The 17,248-nt window shown below is 37.0% G+C and carries 18 protein-coding genes; 12 read left to right on the top strand and 6 right to left on the bottom strand.

All coding sequences use genetic code 11. The annotated features are described in order from the left end of the window. Nucleotides 1-127: 127 nt before the first annotated feature. Nucleotides 128-922 (top strand): type I methionyl aminopeptidase, encoded by a 795-nt coding sequence (map, locus tag HX005_RS08955; protein ID WP_286377086.1) that lies wholly within the window; start codon nucleotides 128-130, stop codon nucleotides 920-922. A gap of 294 nt (nucleotides 923-1,216) precedes the next feature. Then, a complete protein-coding gene (locus HX005_RS08960) occupies nucleotides 1,217-1,765 on the top strand; it encodes a DUF4274 domain-containing protein (protein ID WP_286377087.1) in 549 nt (182 codons plus the stop codon). A gap of 50 nt (nucleotides 1,766-1,815) precedes the next feature. Here HX005_RS08960 and HX005_RS08965 read toward each other — a convergent pair whose 3' ends face one another. The 4 genes from HX005_RS08965 to aceR form a co-directional block, all read right to left on the bottom strand. Next, nucleotides 1,816-2,988 carry a benzoate/H(+) symporter BenE family transporter gene (locus HX005_RS08965; protein ID WP_107009247.1) on the bottom strand — a complete coding sequence of 391 codons (1,173 nt, stop codon included), beginning with the start codon at nucleotides 2,986-2,988 and terminating at the stop codon, nucleotides 1,816-1,818. 123 nt (nucleotides 2,989-3,111) lie between these two features. Continuing rightward, nucleotides 3,112-3,762: a leucine efflux protein LeuE gene (gene leuE, locus HX005_RS08970; protein WP_286377088.1), complete on the bottom strand. Its 651-nt coding sequence runs from the start codon at nucleotides 3,760-3,762 to the stop codon at nucleotides 3,112-3,114. Nucleotides 3,763-3,860: 98 nt separating this feature from the next. Further along, nucleotides 3,861-4,850: a transaldolase gene (gene tal, locus HX005_RS08975; protein WP_286377089.1), complete on the bottom strand. Its 990-nt coding sequence runs from the start codon at nucleotides 4,848-4,850 to the stop codon at nucleotides 3,861-3,863. An 89-nt stretch (nucleotides 4,851-4,939) separates the two neighbouring features. Further along, nucleotides 4,940-5,830 carry an HTH-type transcriptional regulator AceR gene (gene aceR, locus HX005_RS08980; RefSeq protein ID WP_286377090.1) on the bottom strand — a complete coding sequence of 297 codons (891 nt, stop codon included), beginning with the start codon at nucleotides 5,828-5,830 and terminating at the stop codon, nucleotides 4,940-4,942. A 102-nt stretch (nucleotides 5,831-5,932) separates the two neighbouring features. On the opposite strand from aceR, the gene aceI reads away from it, so the two are divergent. The 3 genes from aceI to HX005_RS08995 all read left to right on the top strand — a co-directional run bounded on the left by aceI (nucleotide 5,933) and on the right by HX005_RS08995 (nucleotide 7,351). Beyond that, the gene (aceI, locus tag HX005_RS08985) at nucleotides 5,933-6,355 is read left to right on the top strand and encodes a chlorhexidine efflux PACE transporter AceI (protein ID WP_130073841.1); all 423 of its coding nucleotides are present in this window, start codon (nucleotides 5,933-5,935) and stop codon (nucleotides 6,353-6,355) included. A 76-nt stretch (nucleotides 6,356-6,431) separates the two neighbouring features. After that, the gene (locus tag HX005_RS08990) at nucleotides 6,432-6,815 is read left to right on the top strand and encodes an SMI1/KNR4 family protein (protein ID WP_286377091.1); all 384 of its coding nucleotides are present in this window, start codon (nucleotides 6,432-6,434) and stop codon (nucleotides 6,813-6,815) included. Nucleotides 6,816-6,817: 2 nt separating this feature from the next. Then, complete coding sequence (locus HX005_RS08995) at nucleotides 6,818-7,351, top strand: SMI1/KNR4 family protein (RefSeq protein WP_286377092.1); 534 nt, start codon at nucleotides 6,818-6,820, stop codon at nucleotides 7,349-7,351. 49 nt (nucleotides 7,352-7,400) lie between these two features. On the opposite strand, the gene glnG is transcribed toward HX005_RS08995, so the two are convergent. Together glnG and glnL are read right to left on the bottom strand one after the other, a co-directional pair. Next, nucleotides 7,401-8,888, bottom strand: a complete 1,488-nt coding sequence (gene glnG, locus HX005_RS09000) for a nitrogen regulation protein NR(I) (RefSeq protein WP_286377093.1) — start codon at nucleotides 8,886-8,888, stop codon at nucleotides 7,401-7,403. Then, on the bottom strand, nucleotides 8,878-9,984 hold the full coding sequence (glnL, locus tag HX005_RS09005) for a nitrogen regulation protein NR(II) (RefSeq protein WP_107009255.1): 1,107 nt from the start codon (nucleotides 9,982-9,984) through the stop codon (nucleotides 8,878-8,880). The genes glnG and glnL overlap by 11 nt, the downstream gene beginning before the upstream one ends. 363 nt (nucleotides 9,985-10,347) lie before the next feature. Between glnL and rimO the strand changes: the two genes are divergently transcribed. The 7 genes from rimO (at nucleotide 10,348) to rseP (ending at nucleotide 17,239) form a co-directional block, all read left to right on the top strand. Further along, on the top strand, nucleotides 10,348-11,691 hold the full coding sequence (gene rimO, locus HX005_RS09010; RefSeq protein ID WP_286377094.1) for a 30S ribosomal protein S12 methylthiotransferase RimO: 1,344 nt from the start codon (nucleotides 10,348-10,350) through the stop codon (nucleotides 11,689-11,691). Between the two features lie 49 nt (nucleotides 11,692-11,740). After that, entirely contained in the window at nucleotides 11,741-12,469 is a 729-nt protein-coding gene (pyrH, locus tag HX005_RS09015; RefSeq protein WP_004696558.1) for a UMP kinase, read from the top strand. A gap of 74 nt (nucleotides 12,470-12,543) precedes the next feature. After that, complete coding sequence (gene frr / locus HX005_RS09020; protein ID WP_107009257.1) at nucleotides 12,544-13,098, top strand: ribosome recycling factor; 555 nt, start codon at nucleotides 12,544-12,546, stop codon at nucleotides 13,096-13,098. Between the two features lie 8 nt (nucleotides 13,099-13,106). After that, on the top strand, nucleotides 13,107-13,859 hold the full coding sequence (gene uppS, locus HX005_RS09025; protein ID WP_107009258.1) for a polyprenyl diphosphate synthase: 753 nt from the start codon (nucleotides 13,107-13,109) through the stop codon (nucleotides 13,857-13,859). Continuing rightward, nucleotides 13,859-14,683 carry a phosphatidate cytidylyltransferase gene (locus tag HX005_RS09030; protein WP_107009259.1) on the top strand — a complete coding sequence of 275 codons (825 nt, stop codon included), beginning with the start codon at nucleotides 13,859-13,861 and terminating at the stop codon, nucleotides 14,681-14,683. The genes uppS and HX005_RS09030 overlap by 1 nt, the downstream gene beginning before the upstream one ends. Continuing rightward, nucleotides 14,684-15,880 (top strand): 1-deoxy-D-xylulose-5-phosphate reductoisomerase, encoded by a 1,197-nt coding sequence (gene ispC, locus HX005_RS09035; RefSeq protein ID WP_286377095.1) that lies wholly within the window; start codon nucleotides 14,684-14,686, stop codon nucleotides 15,878-15,880. Between the two features lie 3 nt (nucleotides 15,881-15,883). Then, nucleotides 15,884-17,239, top strand: coding sequence for an RIP metalloprotease RseP (gene rseP / locus HX005_RS09040; protein WP_286377096.1), 1,356 nt, complete (start codon nucleotides 15,884-15,886; stop codon nucleotides 17,237-17,239). The last annotated feature ends 9 nt before the right edge of the window (nucleotides 17,240-17,248 follow it).

Raw genomic sequence — 17,248 nt, forward strand, 5'->3', positions numbered from 1 at the left:
CACTTCGATATTTTAAGTGATTTATTTGCATAATTGACTCAATACAATGATTTAATTTCATCGTTCTATTTGTCCATTTTTTTTCTATAGCGCCTATAATGGTGGCTTACATTTGAGGGCGGATGACATGAAAGCTTCTACTATCACGATTAAAACCGAACAGGACATTGAAAAACTAAGAGTGTCTGGACGTTTGGCTGCTCAGGTTTTAGAAATGATAGGTCAATATGTTAAACCAGGTGTAAGTACCGAATATTTAGATAATATTTGCAATGATTTTATTGTGAATACTTTGAAGGTCATTCCTGCGAATGTTGGCTACTATGGTTATACAAAAACCACATGCATTTCTCCAAATGAAGTGGTTTGTCATGGGATTCCATCCGCAACAACCATTTTAAATGATGGTGATATTATCAATATTGATGTTGCGATTATTAAAGATGGTTATTTTGGTGATACCAGTCGTATGTACTACGTCGGAAATGTCAGTCCTGCTGCGAAAAAGCTAGTCGAAACGACTTATGAGGCGATGGTAGCGGGTATTCATGCTGTAAAACCAGGGGCAACTTTAGGTGATGTTGGCTATGCAATCCAAAGCGTTGCACATCGTGAAGGTTATAGTATTGTTCGTGAATATTGCGGTCATGGGATTGGTAAAGTTTATCATGAGCAACCAAACGTGCTGCATTATGGTCAACCAGGACAAGGTTTAAAGCTGAAAACTGGAATGGTTTTTACCATTGAACCTATGGTTAATGCAGGTAAAGCGCGCGTAAAAGAGTTAAAAGATGGTTGGACTGTGATCACAATGGATCGTTCATTATCCGCGCAATGGGAACATATGGTTTATGTGACAGAGACAGGTTTTGAGCTACTTTCACCGTGGCCAGAAGGTACAGGTCAATATCCTGAAATTTAAAACTAAAGTCGAATATAAGCCATCAAATGACTGAAAAATGAATTTTATGTCTTAGTCTTTATTGCTTTTTAAGATTCGACATCGTGCTACTCTACATTGTCACAATAATTTAAGAAAACTGAGGTTTTTTATTATTGTTTTAATGTATTTGTTTAAATCATGTTCGAAAATTAAAATAGTGATCAGTTTCTCGTTGTTGTTTCTTTGTTCAATTTTTCCAGCTTATCCATCCTAGGATAAGCTTTTTTTTTGTTTATAATCTTGCTGAGAATTTTTAAATAAACTTAGAAAGCGATGAAAAAAATATCAAATGCAGTTTTTACTGATCTAATAGATCAGATTTGGCTTAACTTTTTACAACAGGCGACACCTGAAGATATTTATCAATCTGTGATTAGTTCTAATTGGGATGGAAACCAATATTTACTGAACTGGATTTTAGATCATGCTGAAGTTGATCAAGCGGTAATTTTAGCGATCTATTGGATGAGCGGAGTACGTTATTTAAAGCAATATAAAAATCGTGAAGAAGTATTAGAAAAAGCAAGCTGGTCAATTGAAAGTTATGATTATTTACAGCAGTTAGAACAAAAATATCTGAACGGTTTTTGGAAAAATCAAAACTTTGCTTATGACCCAAGTCATGATCATGATGAATATAATTGGGTCACTGAATATGCTGAGATTGAAATACAACAGGAAATACCTGAAAAAATGTTGCAAGTGTTAGAAGGAAAGCATTTAACACGCAGTTCAAAATTTGAGGATGGTTTGCCAGAACCTTTTTTATCACAAGTTTGGGCTTTATTTGACGAATATGAAATTGAAGATGAGCTAGGTTAAACATAAAACATTCAGGTGTTGTATTGATGTAATATAACACCTTGATAAAATTATGCTTTAGTTCTAAATTTTAAAATCATAGAAACAGCTAAGCCAAACAGTAAGCCCCAAAATGCTGAGCCTATACCAAAGAATTGTACACCTGAGGCACTAAATAAAAAGGTGAGTAATGCTGCTTCACGGTCTTCAATATTGGTAAAAGCAATTGAAATGTTATGTCCGATAGTACCAAATAATGCAATACCTGCTAGAGCTGTAATAAATAGGTGAGGAAAGGACATTAAAATACTGGTGAGTGTGGCTGCAAATAAGCCCATAATGATATAGAAAATACCACAACTCATGCCTGCGATATAACGTTTTTTAGGGTCGGGATGTACTTGATCATCTAAACTAATCGCAGCACTAATCGCAGCAATATTGACACTAAAACAGCCAAAAGGTGCAAGAATGGTTTGGACGAAACCTGTCCAACCAATTAAGTGTTTTACGTGGGGTTCATAGCCGTAACTTTTAATCATGGCAAGCCCTGGAAGATATTGCGATGCCATGTTAATGACAAACAAAGGTAAGGCTAAACCAAATAAAGCAGACCAAGTAAACTCAGGTTTCATCCAAATTGGTTGTGCTAAAGCGAGGTGAATATTTGCGCTTTTAAACTGCATAAACAATGGGCAAATCATGACACCTAAAATAACGGTAATAACGATACAGTAGCGTGGAAATAGACGTTTACTGATGATGTAAATCGCTAAAATGGAAAGAATAAATCCCCAATTTGCTTCCATACTGGCAAATATTTCTATACCAAATTTAAGTAATACACCTGCAAGCATAGCGCTGGTTAAGCTTTGAGGAATATAAGTCAGTACTTTTTCAAAAATGCCTAAAAAACCTAAAATTGCAGTCAGTAGCCCACACACTAAAAAAGCGCCAATGGCTTCATAGAGTGTATAGCCACTGCCTGAAGCAAGAATAAGTGCTAAACCCGCAGTAGACCATGACGTAGCAACAGGATATTTAAATTTCCAAGATAAAAATAATCCACATGAACCAATTGCTAAGCCTAAAGCCCAAAACCATGAAGTGATTTGTGCTTGTGTTGCACCAAGTAGTTGAGCAGCTTGAATAACCAAGACTGAAGAAACACTAATACCAACCAGAAAGGTAATAAAGCCTGCGAAGACAGCGGGGATCGAGAAATCTTGAAGAAGTTTTTGCATAATCCGTTGCGAAGATTTGAGTTGAGCGAAAAAGTGTGTAAATCATACACCTTTGGGAGAGTTGCAAAAACAGGCTTTACATGAAAAATTCTCACATTGTGAATATTTATTATTTTTAGGCACTTACATTGTTGAAAAAGCCAGTTTTAAGCCAAAGCCACAAAACAGTAATCCAACTGCGGCAACGCCAATGGCTGCAATTTTATAACGACGGTTAAAAAAATGTGCCAATTTAACGCCAGAAAAAATGAGAATACTTAAATATGCCATACTGGTGATTTGCACCACAATCGAAAGAATCGAAAAACTAAGTGCAGGATGAGTATAGTCAGGGTCTACAAACTGAATAAAAAAAGACAAATAAAAGAAAATTGCTTTAGGATTCAGTAAGCTAATGGTCAATGCACTTCTAAAGGGATGAATATTCTTTTGTGTTGTAGAGGTTGAAGCTTCAATATTTTGAGCGTGAGTATTTAACCAAGTATGATAACTCGCAATAATTAAGCGAATACCTAAATAAGATAAATAAGCTGCACCAATGATTTTTAATAAAATAAATAGCCAAGGGAAATTATGTAGTAAAGATGCTGCGCCTAGAACAGTACATAAAATTAAAATTAAATCGCCAGTAAAAACACCTAGTGCTGCCAAATAACCAATTTTAATTCCAAAGCGCGATGCAATAGACATAACATAAAGTGAATTTGGACCAGGTAAAATCACAATAAAAATTGTGCCGATAATAAACGTTACAATATCTGTAATACCAAACACCAGATGCTCACTTTATATCTAAAGGTAAAAAACCGAGTCAGATTATAAGCCTAAACTCGGTTTTGAGCATAAAAATGCAGAAATTAATTTAGCTTTATTTAAGCCTGAATTTCAGCATCTAAACCAAAAGACTGACGCAATAAACTTTGTAATTGTTCACGTGCTTTGATAAAACCATCAATTCCAGATTGTAATAATTGAAATGCCATAAGGTCATTTTCAAGTTCTTGTTTAAATTGTGCTTTTTCTAGCGCAATATAAGTATGCTCTTGGTGTGCATGTGCATGATTTTCAGAAATTTGTGCTACAACAGTACGCGTATCCTGTTCAAGTTGCTGTAATAAACTCGGTGCAACAGTTAATAAGTCACAACCTGCTAACCCGAGTACTTGATCAATACTACGGAAACTTGCTCCCATGACTTCTGTTTGAATATCATGCTGTTTATAGAAATGATAAATTTGTTTCACTGACAATACGCCAGGATCTTTATCAATAGTGTAGTGATCCACATTTTCAGCTTTTTTATACCAATCTAAAATACGACCCACAAATGGTGAAATAAGGGTGACATTTGCATCAGCACATGCTTTTGCTTGGTGTAAACCAAAGAGTAAAGTCAAATTACAATGGATTCCTTCAGCTTCAAGTACTTTGGCTGCTTGAATACCTTCCCAAGTCGAAGCGATTTTGATCAAAATACGATTTTGATCTACGCCATAGTCTTTGTACAATGCTAACAATTCTTTGGCTTTAGCAATCGTTGCTTCTGTGTCATAAGAAAGAACAGCATCAACTTCGGTAGACACGCGACCTTCCACAATTTTTAAAATTTCAACACCTAATTTGACTGTTAAAATATCAATCGTGCGCTCAATGAGTAAATCTGCTTGATAACCTTCTTGTTTTGCCTGTAGATAAGCCGACTCGATTAATTCTTTACTTTCAGGCTGTTGTGCTGCTGCTGTAATTAAAGATGGATTGGTCGTTGCATCTAAAGGGCGAAATTGTTGAATGGCAGTTAAATCACCTGTGTCGGCAACAATAGTGGTGAGTTGTTTTAATTGCTCTAATGCAGATTGTGTCATTGCTGTTTAATTCTTAGAAAAAATACATGTAACTTTATTTATAACACAATGAGATTTCATCGAAAGTGGTTTTGGTGTTTTAGTATGCATTATTTTGTATGAATTCGTTGATTTCTGATGTGATTAATCAAAAAACGAGCAGCTTGTCCTAAATGACTTTCACGATTCCAAACCAAATCGACGTAATATTCAAACTTGGGCGTAAAATCTGCCAAATTTAAAATTTTGAGATTTTTTTTGTACTGACTATTTTCCTCAAAAATTTGTAAAGGTAAAACGCCCCAACCTAAGCCTTGTAAAATCATTGAACATGCCAAATGATGATTATCGGTTCGCCAGTAATTTTTCGAATACAGGAGTTCGGGTTTAATGGTTTTATCTCGGCTTGCCACCACGATTTGCCGACTTTGTAAAATTTCCTCGAAAGTCACCACGTCATTTTGTGCAAGTGGGAAATGCTGTGCAGCAACAGGCACTAAAGCTTCACGTTTAACTTCAACAAATTGTTCACGACGTTCTAAGATTTCACGTTCAAACATTAGAGCGAGTTGTGCGGTTTGGTTAATCAGCATTTTTAAAGCATCTTCTTGCGGTGCAGAAAAAATATTGATTTGTAAGGTTGGGAAATGCTTAGCGAGTAAAGAGATATATTCTGTCCAATCGGTATGTAAAAGCTCGGTGACAACGACAATATTCAATGATGTTTCTAAGCCATTGGCTAGAGCCAAAGCTTGCTGTTTCCATTGATTTATTTCAATCAGAAGTTGTTCTGTTTTTTCATATAAAACATGTGCTTGAGGGGTTGGGATAGGTTCACGCCCAATGCGCTCAAAAAGTTTTAAATTTAAATCTATTTCTAAATTTGCAATGGACATGCTGATGGCAGAGGGAACTTTTGCAAGTTTACGTGCAGCCGCAGAAAAAGAGCCACATTCCATAACAGTTTTAAAAACTATCAGCTGTTCTTGGTTGATATTCATACTTTAGGGTCTATCTATCAATTTTATTGAAAGAATCTAACTTTATTATTCACTATTATAAAAATAAAATTGCATTTGTCGAATAAATTTGAGTATTGAAAAATGTTGATTTCCAAAAGAAGGATTATTCATGCGCTCAGCTATGAAATCATCTTATTGGTGATCATTGCGATTGCATTGAGTTTTATTTTTGAAGTTCCTATGGAAGTGACGGGAACTTTAGGGGTGGCGATGGCAGTTACATCTGTGGTCTGGAATATGATTTTCAACCATTTTTTTGAAAAATTGGAAAAGAAACATCAGTTTAAAAGAACAATTGGTGTGCGTGTTTTGCATGCAATTGGCTTTGAAGGTGGTTTGATGTTGGCGACCATTCCAATGGTGGCATATGCGATGGATATGAGTATCTGGCAAGCGATTTTGCTTGATTTGGGCATGACCTCGTGTATTTTGGTGTATACCTTTATTTTCCAATGGTGTTATGACACGATTGAAGCACGTTTAGGTTTTCAGCCTGCGCATTGATGATGTGTTATAGCGTGAAGAGAAGGTATGCGTATTGCATGCCTTTTTTATTTAAAAAAAATAATAGGATATAAAAATGATTCAAGAATTTTTAAATATTGAAGAAAAGTATAAAGTTAAATTCCCAACGCGCTATTTACAGATTTTAACGCAGTTTGAGTACTATTGTTTATATATTAAAAATGCGCATGATATTGATTTGTATCCTATTCATAAATTATTTTCTAAAGTAAAACAAGAGCTATGTACTTATGAGTATTTACAAATTTGGCAGAGTGCTCAATCAGATCAATTTATAAAAACTTTTGTATTTGCTCGTTCAGGAGAGGGTACTCGGCTTTATTTTAATTTAGTGGATATGAGTATTTGGGAATATTGGTTGGATGAAGGGAGTATCAGACAATTGTACAAAAATTTTGAAGATCTGATGTTAAATGCAGAATTGATTGATCAAGAGTGATCATGATTGTGTTAGAAATAAAACGCTTAGCAGTAGATGATGAAGAGTTGGCTTATTTAAAATCTCATCCAACGAAGAAAAATAACAAGTTTTTAAAATACCAACTTTATTTGTTAGCGCATGCTCAGGTAACAGATGAAGAAATTCAAACATTTCAAACAGAGTATGCAATTGATTTGCCTATAGAATATCAGTTGTTTCTAAAGCAACATAATGGTGGTCGACCGACACTAGATTGTTTTGGTGATGAGGTCATTAATTATTTTTATGGTTTGTTAGATTGGAAGGATTCATTTGATAGCATACAACATGCAATGAGTGATCGTTATCCTAAAAGTATGTTGCCAATCGCTTCAACAGGTGGAGGTGATCATTTGCTATTGGGTTGGAGAGATGAATTTAAATCTAAAATTTACTATTGGGATCATGAGTTAGAGCATGAGGAAAGTGGTGAAAATTATTTTGAAAATATCAAGTTTGTTGCGAATGGATTGCATGAGTTTTTAGAAATGCTCTATGATCTTGATGAAGAATAGAAAACCCGAAAGCTTTCTATTCTTAAATTTAACGGTCTAAAGCTAAAAATTATTCATTTACTGCTTTATTGCTTTCATCTTCTTCATCATCGTCAGCAGAGTCCATGCCTAACTCTTTGAGTTTACGAGTTAAGGTATTACGTCCCCAACCCAATAATTCTGCTGCATGACGCTTACGACCACGTGTTTGTTGCAGTGCAGCATTAATCAGCGTGCGTTCAAACATCGGTGTGGCAATATCAAGTAATTTCATCTCGCCATTTTTTAACTTTTGTACCGCCCATTGCCCAAGTAATTCATCCCAATGATGGACTGCAATTCGATCAATACCACCTTGCGCTTTGTTTTGCTCATCGGCTTTATTAAGAGGGATTTGTTTTAACTCAGAAGGCAAGTCCTCAGGATAAACTTCCCGTCCCGTGATCATCACTGTGAGCCAACGGCAGGTATTTTCTAGTTGACGGACATTTCCCGGCCAAGGTAACTGTTTAATATAATCTTGAGTTTCTTGGCGTAAGATTTTTGGGCTAACACCGAGTTCTTTGCCTGCGCTTGCCAAGAAATGTTGGGCAAGCATTGGAATATCTTCAGAGCGATGAGAGAGTTTTGGAATGTGAATGCGAATAACATTGAGGCGATGATATAAGTCTTCACGGAAACGTCCATCATGGACAAGTTTTTCTAGATCTTGATGTGTTGCTGCAACAATACGTACATCCACACGCACAGGAATATGTCCACCAACTCGATAAAACTCACCATCTGCTAAAACACGAAGTAAGCGTGTTTGAGTTTCAAATGGCATATCGCCGATTTCATCTAAAAATAATGTACCGCCATTGGCTTGTTCAAAACGTCCTTGACGTTGAGTATTTGCCCCTGTAAAAGCACCTTTTTCGTGACCAAATAACTCAGTTTCAATCAAGTCTTTAGGAATTGCTGCCATATTGAGCGCAATAAATGGTTTACTACTGCGCGGTGAATGACGATGTAGCGCATGCGCAACTAATTCTTTACCTGTGCCAGATTCACCATTGATTAATACTGTAATATGCGATTGAGATAAACGTCCAATGGCACGGAAAACTTCCTGCATGGCAGGAGATTCACCAATAATTTCAGTCGATTGGATCGGTGTTGCTTTTGCTGATTCTTGTTGTTGTAGTTTATTAATATGTAAAATAGCACGATTTACCAATGCTAAGGCTTCATCAATATCAAAAGGTTTAGGTAAGTACTCAAAAGCACCTGTTTGATAACTTGATACAGCAGACTCTAAATCTGAATGTGCTGTCATGATGATAACAGGTAAGTCAGGATAGCTACCTTTAACTTTGCCAAGAAAAGTGAGCCCATCAATACCCGGCATGCGAATATCTGTCAGAATCACATCAGGTGCATTTGTTGGAAGTTGCTCTAAAGCAGATTGAGCTTCCTCAAAACTCGTCACATCAAAACCTTCTTCTTTGAAGGTTTTCTCTAAGACCCAACGCATTGCGCGGTCATCATCAATCACCCAGATTTTATTATGTGACATGGTTAGACTCCCAAGGTAAATATAAGCTAAAGACTGTTTTTTTAGGAATCGATTGACATTCAATCATTCCATTATGTTGGTGCATGATATTTTGGGCAATGCTGAGTCCTAAACCTGTTCCTTTCGCACGTGTGGTCACTAAAGGATAGAAAATTGACTCAACAACTTCTTGTGGAATACCTATACCATTGTCTTCAATATCAATGCGAATCGTTGAGCGATGAAGTACACCATTGATTGTGACAAGACGTTGAATACGAGTACGTAAAATGAGTTCAGGTTGATGATCTACAAAAAATTCTTTATTTTCAGTAATTGCTTGTACTGCATTAACACAAATATTAAGCATGACTTGAATAAGCTGATCACGATCTGCTTTCACTTCGGGCAGAGAAAGATCATAGTCACGAATAATTTTAATTTTTTTCTTGGTTTGGTTGGCAACCAATGAACGCACGCGTTCCAAAGGTTCATGAACATTCACCAACTCATAACTTGGAAGTTGACGAGAACCTAACATCGTATCTGCAAGATTTCTTAAACGATCTACTTCACTGATAATAATATCCGTAAACTCGGTGTATTGCGGGTCGTTTAAACTACGAGCAAGAAGTTGAGTCGCACCACGAATACCGCCCAAAGGGTTTTTAATTTCATGTGCAACGCCCCGAATCAGTTGGCGGGTGATTTGATGCTGCTGCGTTAAACTTTCTTCTTTAGAAATTTTTAACATGCGATCAATCGGATTGAGTTCAATGAGCAATAAAGGGTGATAAGGTTTGTCAGTATTAATTTGTGAAACTGAATAATCTACATGAATATCTTTAAAGTTGACATTAATAGTCGCTTCACGGCGAGTATAAGCTTGACCTGTTTTGAGTGAGTTGGTTAAAGCGTCTAAAGTGTTAAAACCATCATTGGGTGCATGTAAAATATTCATGACAGGTTGACCTGCCGCCCGCAGTAAACTGATGTCAAAAAGTGCTTCGCAAGATGAGTTTAAATAAAAAATATTTAAATCTGAGTCGATCAAAAGAATTGCGGTGGTTAAATTATCCACAAGTAGTCGATAGTCAATGCTTGGGTATTGATCCATTAGCTGAACTTTCCTGTTTTAAAATAGCGCAATGGCATCTGCACCTCATTTTATTTTCCCATAAATTGGGTGACTAATTTAAGATAAATCGTCCTGATATAAAGCAAAATGCACGCCAACTTTATTGAGTTGCACAATTTTTTTACATGGGTCTTGAAAATTGTGCAAAAACTCACTTTTATTTTCTATTCTGTTCGTCATAAAGTGATAAATAATTATATCAGTGTTCCAAAATGGTGCATTGTAAAAAAATGATAAAAAGTTTGGTTATATTTTGGTGCAAGTTGTAAAGAGTGTGGTTTTCACCTGTTTTTATGCTCGGAAAAGACATACAATACGCGGATTCTAGTGGAGCGCAGATTCATGAAGTCCCCCAAAGTCGGTTTTGTTTCTTTAGGTTGTCCTAAGGCATTGGTAGATTCCGAACGAATTCTAACTCAGTTAAAGACTGAAGGTTATGATGTTGCATCAGATTATGATGGTGCAGATTTAGTTGTTGTAAATACCTGTGGTTTTATTGAATCTGCAGTACAAGAGTCTTTAGACGCGATTGGCGAAGCCATGAGCGCAAATGGTCGTGTCATTGTGACAGGCTGTTTGGGTAAAGATGAAGACAAAATTCGTGCGATGCATCCAAATGTCTTGAAAGTGACAGGTGCAGCGGCATATCAGGAAGTGATGGAAGCGGTACATCAGTACGTTCCTGAGCCACCAAAACATAATCCATTTATTGACCTTGTTCCAGAGCAAGGGATTCGTTTAACACCAAAACATTATGCTTATTTGAAAATATCAGAAGGTTGTAACCACCGTTGCACATTCTGCATTATTCCAAGCATGCGTGGTGATTTAGTTTCACGTCCAGTGGGTTCAGTGTTAAATGAAGCACAGGCGTTGAAAAAAGCAGGTGTGAAAGAAGTTTTAGTCATTTCCCAAGATACTTCAGCTTATGGTTTAGACACCAAATACAAGTTGGACTTCTGGAATGGTCAGCCAGTAAAAACTAAATTTTATGACATGTGCGAAGCATTAGGTCAATTGGGTATTTGGGTGCGTTTGCATTATGTATATCCATACCCACATGTGGATGCTGTTATTGATTTGATGGCTCAAGGAAAAATCCTGCCGTATTTGGATATTCCATTTCAGCATGCAAGTCCACGTATCTTAAAGTTAATGAAGCGTCCAGCGCACAGTGAAAATACACTAGAGCGTTTAAAATTATGGCGTGAAAAATGCCCTGATTTGGTGATTCGTTCAACTTTTGTGGTAGGTTTTCCAGGTGAAACTGAAGAAGACTTTGTGATGTTGCTTGACTGGTTGAAAGAAGCACAACTTGATCGTGTAGGTTGCTTCACTTACTCACCAGTTGAGGGTGCAACAGCAAATGACTTACCAGATCATGTACCAGAAGAGATTAAACAAGAGCGTTATGAACGCTTTATGGAAGTACAGCAAGCAATTTCTGCAGCAAAACTGCAAAAACGTATTGGTCAAACCATGACAGTGCTTGTTGATGATTTGGAAGAAGAGTTTCCTGTTGCAGTAGCACGCTCTTATGCTGATGCGCCTGAAATTGATGGTAATGTTTTTGTTGAAGATATTGATAAGTCTCTAATTAAAGCAGGTGACTTACTTGAAGTCGAAATTACGGATGCAGATGAATATGATTTATTTGCAAAACTAATTCGCATTCAAACTGCTTAAAAATTTGAAACTTAAAAAGAATTGAAAGTATAGAGGTTGGAGTTTTACGATGTTAGATTCAAAAAAACCACGTTTTGAACGTATTTTGTTGAAATTATCAGGCGAAGCACTTGCTGGCAACAAAGACATGGGAATTGATGCTCAAGTCTTAGATCAAATGTCTTTAGCAATTGCACATTTAGTTGGTCTAGGTGTGCAAGTTGGTATCGTTGTAGGTGGTGGTAACTTATATCGTGGTAGCCAATTGCAAAAAGATGGTTTAGTTGGACGTGTAACTGGCGACCAAATGGGGATGTTAGCGACTGTAATGAACGGTTTAGCATTACGTGATGCATTAGTACGTCGTAATATTAAAACACGTTTAATGTCTGCTTTACCAATTGGTGCAGTAGTTGAGTCTTATTCAAGTCGTGATGCGATTCGTCATCTTACTCAAGGCGAAGTTTGTGTGTTTGTTGCGGGTACAGGTAATCCATTCTTTACTACAGATACGGCAGCATGTTTACGTGGTATTGAAATCGAAGCAAACTTAATTTTAAAAGCAACGAAAGTAGATGGCGTTTATAACAAAGATCCAAGTAAATATGACGATGCAGTTAAATACGATACTTTAACATTTGATCAAGTTTTAGATGAAAAGTTAGGTGTAATGGATTTAACAGCAATTTGTTTATGTCGTGATCATAATGTGCCACTTCAAGTTTTTGATATGAATAAAGCAGGCTCATTGCTTTCAGTTGTTATGGGTGAAAAAGAAGGAACTCACGTTACAAACTAATGTACGTGAGTGAATAAGCTCTTTATACTACTGCAATTTTACGTTATAGATATTTGATAAATAAGGAAGATCATATGATTAACGATCTTAAGAAAGATGCTGAAGACCGTATGAACAAGTCACTTGACTCGTTAGAACACGGTTTTGCAAAAGTTCGTACGGGGCGTGCGCATCCATCAATCCTCAATGGTGTTATGGTTCCTTATTATGGTTCTGATGTTCCATTAAACCAAGTTGCAAACATTGGTGTGGAAGATTCACGTACTTTATTGGTACAACCATTTGAACGTACAATGGTCAATGCAATTGATAAAGCGATTCGTGAGTCAGACTTAGGTTTGAACCCTGTAACTGCTGATGCAATTCGTGTTCCAATGGCAGCATTGACAGAAGAAACACGTAAAGACATGTTGAAAGTTGCACGTAATGAAGCTGAAAACGCTAAAGTTGCGATTCGTAACATTCGCCGTGACGTCTTAGGTGATATTAAATCATTATTAAAAGATAAAGAAATTTCTGAAGATGATGAGCGTCGTGCAGGTGATGACATTCAAAAAATTACTGATAAATATGTTGCTGAAGTTGATAAACGCTTAGCTGCAAAAGAAGCAGATTTGATGAAGGTCTAAGACGTATAATGACCACATCTGAAGACAACCATCTTCCAAAACATGTTGCCATCATCATGGATGGCAACAATCGTTTTGCAAAAAAGAAACAATTGCAAAAAGGCGATGGGCATCGTGAAGGCAAAAGTGTCCTAGATCCGATTGTTGAGCATTGTCGCAAAGTGGGTGTGCAAGCACTGACTGTCTTTGCTTTTTCAAGTGAAAACTGGAATCGTCCACAATATGAAGTGGATTTATTAATGAAATTGTTAGAAGAGACAATTCATGAGCAGATTCCACGCATGGAAAAGTTTGAAATTGCTTTAAGATTTATTGGTGACCGTAGTCGGCTTTCTCCAGAATTATGTGAATTAATGTTGCATGCTGAACAAAGGACTGCTAAGTTCGCTCACATGACTTTAACAATTGCAGTGAGTTATGGTGGAATGTGGGATATCGCACATACAGCCCAACAAATTGCACAATTGGTAAAAGATGAAAAAATTGATGTGAATCAAATTAATGCTGATTTATTTGGTCAAATGATCAGTTTGGGAGATTTAGCTCCTGTTGATTTGTTGATCAGAACAGGTGGTGATTTCCGCTTATCCAATTTTTTACTTTGGCAGGCTGCTTATGCTGAGTTGTATTTTACTCAAACTTTATGGCCTGAATTTACCGTCCAAGAATTAGAAGATGCGTTTAATGTTTTTTCAGGTCGTGAACGACGTTTTGGAAAAACCTCTGAACAAATTGAACAAGAGCATATAGAGAATTTATAATGTTAGAGCGGATAATTACCGCATTGGTTTTGGTTGCAGTTGTACTTATTTGTATGTTTGCCACAACTTCTCAATACCCAATGTTAGTGTTAATGATTATCGCAGCAGGAGCAGCAGGTTATGAGTGGTTTAAACTTATGCCTCATCAATCTGAGACTGTGCGTAAATTAAAGGCAGCTGCTTTTGGGGTATTTACCGCTTTAATTTCTGGTTTGGCTTTATATTTTAATGATTTAGCACTCATTTTATGGAGTGCATCAGTTTTAACATGGCTATGCAGTTTATTTTGGGTTAAATCTTATCCTGAATATGATGGTTGGTATAACACCACGCTCAATATTGTTGGTTTGGTCTTGATCAGTGCTGCGGTTACAGCCATTTTTAGTGTGTGGAATAGCTCGCCTTGGTGGCTCATGTATTTGTTCCTCTTGGTTTGGGGGGCAGACAGTGGTGCCTATTTCGTAGGGCGTAAGTTTGGTAAACATAAACTTGCTCCTGATGTGAGTCCAAACAAGTCTATTGAAGGCTTGGTAGGTGGTATCGTTACCGTCGCTATCATTATCATTTTTGTGCAATATCGATACTTAGAACTCACGCTTCCTCAACATATTCTTTTCCTTATTCTCTCTATTATTACTGTATTTAGTTCAGTGCTTGGCGATTTATTTGAGTCTATGATTAAACGTCGTGCTGGAATTAAAGATTCGGGACGTATTTTGCCTGGACATGGTGGTGTACTAGATCGAATAGACTCCTTGCTTGCCGCGGCGCCGATTTTTGCAGCAGGGTTGTATGTATTAAAACTTATTGGTGTAAATTTGTAGATGTCACAATCTGTTAGTATCTTGGGTGTTACGGGGTCTATTGGTCGTAGCACTTTAAAAGTTATAGAACAACATCCTGAAAATTATTCAGTTTTTGCAGTATCAGCACATAGCCGTATTCAAGAATTGAGTGAAATTTGTAAACTATATCGACCAAAAATTGTTGTTGTACCTTCAGGGCGTGTAGATGAGTTACAGCAGCTTTTAAAGCAGGCTGATTTACCAGAAATTGAAATACTAACGGATGAAGCAGGTTTAATCGCTATTTCAGCACATGCTGAGGTAGATGTTGTTATGGCTGCAATCGTTGGGGCTGCGGGTTTGATGCCAACCTTAGCAGCAGTAAAAGCAGGTAAGCGTGTTTTATTGGCAAATAAAGAAGCTTTGGTGATGTCGGGTGATCTGATGTTACAAGCTGCTCATGAAAATCAAGCTTTATTATTGCCTGTAGACTCAGAACATAATGCAATTTTTCAATGTCTGCCTCAACATTATTTACAAATAGAGCGTAATGGTGAGCCGAAGTTAGGTGTAAAGCAAATTCTCCTTACTGCTTCAGGTGGTCCATTTTTAAATCATAGTTTTGAGCAACTTCAGCATGTTACCCCTGCTCAAGCGGTTAAACATCCCAACTGGTCTATGGGGCAAAAAATTTCGGTAGATTCAGCAACTTTAATGAATAAAGGGCTAGAGCTTATCGAAGCGTGTCATTTATTTTCAATTCAAGAACAATTTGTTACAGTTGTCGTCCATCCACAAAGTATTATTCATTCAATGGTTCAATATGTAGATGGTTCAACTTTGGCTCAAATGGGTAATCCTGATATGTGTACACCAATCGCTCATGCGCTTGCATGGCCTGAGCGTATTCAAACACATGTTCCTCCTTTAGATCTATTTGTACATTCGCAATTGAATTTTCAAGAGCCTGACTTAGAAAGATTTCCTGCGTTAAAATTGGCACGTCAAGCCATGAAAGCGGGTGGTTTGGCACCTGCGATTTTAAATGCTGCGAATGAAATTGCGGTTGCAGCATTTTTGTCTGAAAAAATTCAATTTTTACAGATCGCACAAGTTGTTGAGCAGACATTGAATGCTATGGAAAATAGTTCAGCAGAATCAATCGAAAAGATTTTACTGACCGACCAAGTTGCTCGAAATATTGCAACTGAATATATTTCGAAATTGGAAAGCTAATTTATGAATGTCCTTTTTATCATTGTTGCTGCCATTTTTCTTTTAGGTCCGCTTATTGCAATACATGAGTTTGGGCATTATTGGGTTGCACGAAAACTGGGTGTAAAAGTTTTAGTGTACTCAATTGGTTTTGGTCCAACATTGTTTAAATGGACATCAAAAAAGTCAGGCATTCAGTATCAACTTTCGGCATTACCATTAGGTGGTTATGTCAAAATGTTGGATGAGCGTGAAGGTAATGTTAGTGCAGAAGATTTACCCTATGCATTTAATCGTCAGTCGCCTTGGAAACGTATTGCCATTGTCGCTGCTGGTCCTTTGATTAATTTGATTTTTGCAATCTTATTGTTTTGGATTTTATTTTTACCTGCACAAGAGCAGTTAAGTACACGTGTAGGTAAAATTTTACCCAATACACCTGCTGCAATGGCTCAAATGCAACAAGGTGATAAAATTTTAGCAATTGATGGAACTGCAACAACAACATGGGAAAAGCTAAATTATGCTTTGGTTGATCGTGTTGGAGAAACAGGTCATATAGAGGTTCAGGCTGAGCGCCAAGGTCAAATAAAAACTTTTGAGTTGCCAATCCAAGGTTTTTTAAAAGATCAAAGTCAGTCACCTTTTGATGTTTTAGGCTTTACACCTTATCGTCCTCAAATTCCTGCAACGATCTATAAGCTAAGTGAAGATGGCGCTGCAATTCGCCAAGGAATGAAAGAGGGTGATCAGATCATCGCAATTAATCAAGTCAAAATGAAAGATTGGTTTGATGTGGTTGATGTGGTGCAAAAGTCGCCTGAAAAGTTACTTAAGGTTGATGTATTACGCCAAGGTCAAGTGGTTCATTTAGAAGTGATGCCACAAGGCAAGCGTGATAATATGGGAAATGTCACAGGAATGCTTGGTGTACAAGCTCAATCTGGTCAGGCAAATATTCCTGCTGAATATAAACAAACCATACAATATAATCCTGCTGAAGCTTTTATTGTTGCTGTTGAAAAAACAGGTCAGATTTCTGGCATGATTTTAAATTCGATGGTGAAAATGGTGCGTGGTTTAATTGGTTTAGATAATCTATCTGGTCCAATTACAATTGCTAAAGTTGCAGGTCAAAGTGCAGAAATGGGATGGCAGACTTTTATCTCGTTTATGGCGCTGATGAGTGTGAGTTTGGGGGTTTTAAATCTCTTACCTATTCCTATGTTAGATGGCGGTCATTTGGTGTATTACTTTATTGAAGTTTTACGCGGAAAACCTGTTTCTGAACAAATACAATTGGTTGGGTTGAAAATTGGTATGGTACTGCTTGGAAGCATGATGCTTTTAGCAATATTTAATGATTTTATGCGTTTGTAAACGCGATAG

The sequence above is a fragment of the Acinetobacter sp. R933-2 genome (assembly GCF_030325485.1).
Lineage (GTDB): Bacteria > Pseudomonadota > Gammaproteobacteria > Pseudomonadales > Moraxellaceae > Acinetobacter > Acinetobacter sichuanensis.

What these genes read in the sequence shown, in the direction of transcription:
- map (WP_286377086.1), top strand. Translation starts at nt 128, where the DNA reads ATGAAAGCTTCTACTATCACGATTAAAACCGAACAGGACATTGAAAAA.
- HX005_RS08960 (WP_286377087.1), top strand. Translation starts at nt 1,217, where the DNA reads ATGAAAAAAATATCAAATGCAGTTTTTACTGATCTAATAGATCAGATT.
- HX005_RS08965 (WP_107009247.1), bottom strand. Translation starts at nt 2,988, where the DNA reads ATGCAAAAACTTCTTCAAGATTTCTCGATCCCCGCTGTCTTCGCAGGC.
- tal (WP_286377089.1), bottom strand. Translation starts at nt 4,850, where the DNA reads ATGACACAATCTGCATTAGAGCAATTAAAACAACTCACCACTATTGTT.
- aceR (WP_286377090.1), bottom strand. Translation starts at nt 5,830, where the DNA reads ATGAATATCAACCAAGAACAGCTGATAGTTTTTAAAACTGTTATGGAA.
- aceI (WP_130073841.1), top strand. Translation starts at nt 5,933, where the DNA reads ATGTTGATTTCCAAAAGAAGGATTATTCATGCGCTCAGCTATGAAATC.
- HX005_RS08990 (WP_286377091.1), top strand. Translation starts at nt 6,432, where the DNA reads ATGATTCAAGAATTTTTAAATATTGAAGAAAAGTATAAAGTTAAATTC.
- HX005_RS08995 (WP_286377092.1), top strand. Translation starts at nt 6,818, where the DNA reads ATGATTGTGTTAGAAATAAAACGCTTAGCAGTAGATGATGAAGAGTTG.
- glnG (WP_286377093.1), bottom strand. Translation starts at nt 8,888, where the DNA reads ATGTCACATAATAAAATCTGGGTGATTGATGATGACCGCGCAATGCGT.
- glnL (WP_107009255.1), bottom strand. Translation starts at nt 9,984, where the DNA reads ATGGATCAATACCCAAGCATTGACTATCGACTACTTGTGGATAATTTA.
- rimO (WP_286377094.1), top strand. Translation starts at nt 10,348, where the DNA reads ATGAAGTCCCCCAAAGTCGGTTTTGTTTCTTTAGGTTGTCCTAAGGCA.
- pyrH (WP_004696558.1), top strand. Translation starts at nt 11,741, where the DNA reads ATGTTAGATTCAAAAAAACCACGTTTTGAACGTATTTTGTTGAAATTA.
- frr (WP_107009257.1), top strand. Translation starts at nt 12,544, where the DNA reads ATGATTAACGATCTTAAGAAAGATGCTGAAGACCGTATGAACAAGTCA.
- uppS (WP_107009258.1), top strand. Translation starts at nt 13,107, where the DNA reads ATGACCACATCTGAAGACAACCATCTTCCAAAACATGTTGCCATCATC.
- HX005_RS09030 (WP_107009259.1), top strand. Translation starts at nt 13,859, where the DNA reads ATGTTAGAGCGGATAATTACCGCATTGGTTTTGGTTGCAGTTGTACTT.
- ispC (WP_286377095.1), top strand. Translation starts at nt 14,684, where the DNA reads ATGTCACAATCTGTTAGTATCTTGGGTGTTACGGGGTCTATTGGTCGT.
- rseP (WP_286377096.1), top strand. Translation starts at nt 15,884, where the DNA reads ATGAATGTCCTTTTTATCATTGTTGCTGCCATTTTTCTTTTAGGTCCG.